The organism is Streptomyces sp. SID10853 (assembly GCF_010548145.1).
Classification (GTDB): domain Bacteria; phylum Actinomycetota; class Actinomycetes; order Streptomycetales; family Streptomycetaceae; genus Streptomyces.
Genome location: NZ_JAAGLN010000472.1, coordinates 1 through 1,520, shown reverse-complemented (window position 1 = coordinate 1,520; position 1,520 = coordinate 1). Strand labels below are relative to the sequence as shown.

The 1,520-nt window shown below is 73.0% G+C and carries 1 protein-coding gene and 1 pseudogene; one reads left to right on the top strand and one right to left on the bottom strand.

Translation table 11 applies throughout. The annotated features are described in order from the left end of the window. Positions 1 to 155 precede the first annotated feature (155 nt). The gene (locus tag G3I19_RS36415; RefSeq protein ID WP_164267935.1) at positions 156 to 806 is read right to left on the bottom strand and encodes a TetR/AcrR family transcriptional regulator; all 651 of its coding nucleotides are present in this window, start codon (positions 804 to 806) and stop codon (positions 156 to 158) included. A gap of 272 nt (positions 807 to 1,078) precedes the next feature. On the opposite strand from G3I19_RS36415, the pseudogene G3I19_RS36410 reads away from it, so the two are divergent. Further along, positions 1,079 to 1,520: pseudogene (locus tag G3I19_RS36410) on the top strand (hypothetical protein); the annotation flags it as partial.

Below are 1,520 nucleotides of genomic sequence, written 5' to 3'. Positions count from 1 at the left end.
CCCGGAGCCGGCCGCTGGGCGGGCCGGCTCCGGGCGGAGGGGCGCGCCGCCCCCGTCCCCACGGTGCGGCGCAGGCGGTCCGCCGTCATCCGCTCGGCGACGGCCGCCAGTCTTCGGTACCCGGTGGCCTCAGCCCCCGGGCCTTCCGGTGTGTGTCAGACCGGACTCGCGGGGTCGGGCACCTTCGGGAGCTCCTGCTCCCGGCTCCCCGCAAGCCCCAGCGCGGGGAGCACAGCGCCCTCGACGAACCGGCGCAGATACTCCGCATCACCGTAGTGGCCCTCCAGCATCGGCCGGATCCGCATCGCGATCATCAGCTGCGGCGCCACGAACTCCAGGGCCGGGTTGTCCGGCGCGACCTCGCCCCGGGCCACCGCACGGGCGACCATCGCGTCGATCGCGGCGACCGCCGGTTCGACCAGCCCTTCGCGCAGCGCCTCCAGCAGTTCCGGGTTCTGCAGGGCCGCGTGGCTCAGCGCATGCATCAGCGGGGTGTCACGCCCCGAGTGCGCCCCCAGCGACGTGGCGGCCTCCCGCAGGTCCCCCGCGAGCGTACCGGTGTCGATGCTGGTGAGATTTCCGCCACGGGTGCCGCGCAGCGCGCAGGCCACCAGCTGCGGCTTGTTCCCCCACTGCCGGTAGAGCGTGGACTTGCCGCAGCGCGACCGCGAGGCGACGCCCTCCATCGTCAGCGCGTCGTAGCCGCCCTCGCGGAGAAGCTCCAGGACCGCCGCGTAGAACTCCTGCTCACGCTCCGGTGTGATCTTGGAGCGCGATGACGGTGTCGCGGAGTCCTGGGGCGGCATGAGCTCTCCCTCTCGGTGTGACGAGCAGCATCGGAACTTCATCGTACCGATACGCCAGTGTACCGATACGCTGGTGTACCGATACGTCTCCGTATCGGTACACTGTTGTTTCGTTAGCGGTGGGATCCGGATCCCCGGGCCCACCTCGTGCTTCCTGTTACGCAATGCAAAGGGGTCGGGGTGATGAGTGCCCTCACGGTGTTCCCCGGCGCGGTCCGCGTCCGGTACCTCTCCGCGCCCGCCCGCGCGCTCGCCATCCACGGAGCGCGCCGGTGAACGCCACAGCGGCCGCCGTCGCCCTCTCGCTGCTGTCCGCCGTCGGCTATGCCACGGCCGCTGTCGCACAGGAGCGCCTCGCCTCCCGTACCCGGCCCGGGTCCGGCCTGCTGCGGCTGCTCGGCCACGGTGCCTGGTGGTGGGCGGTCGGCCTCAACGCGGCCGGGGCCGTCCTGCATGTGGCGGCGCTGAAATACGGATCGCTCACCCTTGTCCAGCCGCTCGGCGCCCTCACCCTGGTCGCCGCCGTGCCACTGGGCGCACACCTCGCCGGGCGCCGGGTCGCCAGGACCGAGTGGCGCGGCACCGTCCTCACACTCCTCGGGCTGGCCGCGCTGCTGCTGGCCGCCGGGGGCACCCCTCCGCACGAGACCCTCTCGCTGCCCGAGGCGCTGGGGATCGCGGCGGTCGCGCTCGCTCTGGTCGCCGCGCTCGTCC